Source organism: uncultured Microbulbifer sp. (assembly GCF_947498635.1).
Lineage (GTDB): Bacteria > Pseudomonadota > Gammaproteobacteria > Pseudomonadales > Cellvibrionaceae > Microbulbifer > Microbulbifer echini.
The window spans coordinates 1-1,200 of sequence record NZ_CANMKV010000100.1 but is presented as its reverse complement, the minus strand read 5'-3'; the positions used below and the strand labels follow the sequence as shown (position 1 = coordinate 1,200).

The 1,200-nt window shown below is 56.8% G+C and carries 2 protein-coding genes; both read left to right on the top strand.

Translation table 11 applies throughout. From position 1 onward, the window contains the following. Positions 1-228 (top strand): hypothetical protein (locus tag Q1A69_RS19970; protein WP_299589636.1); only part of this gene is annotated, 228 nt, incomplete at its 5' end. A gap of 9 nt (positions 229-237) precedes the next feature. Continuing rightward, positions 238-1,200 (top strand): head maturation protease, ClpP-related (locus Q1A69_RS19965; protein ID WP_299589633.1); only part of this gene is annotated, 963 nt, incomplete at its 3' end.

Here is a 1,200-nt window from a genome sequence, read left to right as displayed (position 1 = left end):
ATGCCCTGGATTAATCCCTCCCACGAAGCCAGCGCCGATGAAACCCTGCTGGAAAACGTGCTGGTCAGCCCGCAGCAAACCATCCGCCGCCGTGGCAAAAAGCCGGACGATGTGATTAAGCAAACCGCCGCCTGGCAGCAGAAGTTAAAAGCCAGCGGCATTACCACCCCAAGCAAACGCGCTGCGGTCCCCGCAGAAAATACTGAACCTGACTCCGAGTCTGAATAGGAGACCGCCATGCCGAATAAATCCTGGTACAGCATGACCGCTGCCGCCAACAACAGCGAAGCCGAGATCTATTTGTACGACACCATTGGCTACTGGGGCGTGACCGCAAAAGACTTTGCCCGCGATCTCAAAGCGCTCGGTGATGTCAGCAAGATCAATCTGCACATCAACTGCCCCGGTGGGGATGTGTTCGACGGTACCGCCATTTACAACCTGCTTAAAGATCACAAAGCCGAGGTGGAAACCTGGATTGAAGGCATCGCCGCGAGTATGGGCAGTGTGATCGCTCTCGCCGGGGATACCGTCCATATTGCTGAAAACGCCTATTACATGGTGCACAACCCCAGTGCCGGTGTGCGCGGTGATGAACGCGCTCTGGAAAAAACCAAGAGCCTGCTGGCCAAAGTCAAAACCACCATGATTGGTTTGTACGCCTCGCGCACCGGAATGTCTGCCGAAGATATCAGCCAAGTGATGGACGACGAGACTTGGTATACCGGCGCCGAAGCGGTAGCCGCCGGTTTTGCCACCGATACCACCGCCGCAATCGAGATGGCCGCCAGCTTCAATGGCGCGCTACTGAATCAATTTAAAAACACCCCGCAAGCCGTGAGCGCATTAGTCGCGCAGGGGCCAGATCCCGTTCGATTCCCGTCTGCGGTTGCAGGCAATCCAGACCAAACCCATAGCCAAACCCAGGAAGCGCAAGCCATGACCACCTCCACCTCCACCTCCACCACGCCAGCCGCAACCGCCGCGCCCGAGGTCACCCCAGAAATGAAAGCCCAAATTGCCGCCGATGCCAGAGCGCAATTTGCCGCCGACGAAAAGCAACGCAAAGACACGATTAAAGCCGTATTTAAAGGTTTCGAAGCCCACAGCACGGTGATGCAATCCTGTCTGGATGATATGGACTGCAGCGCCGAAAAAGCCAAAGACCAGCTGCTCACCGCGCTCGGCAGCCAAACCCCA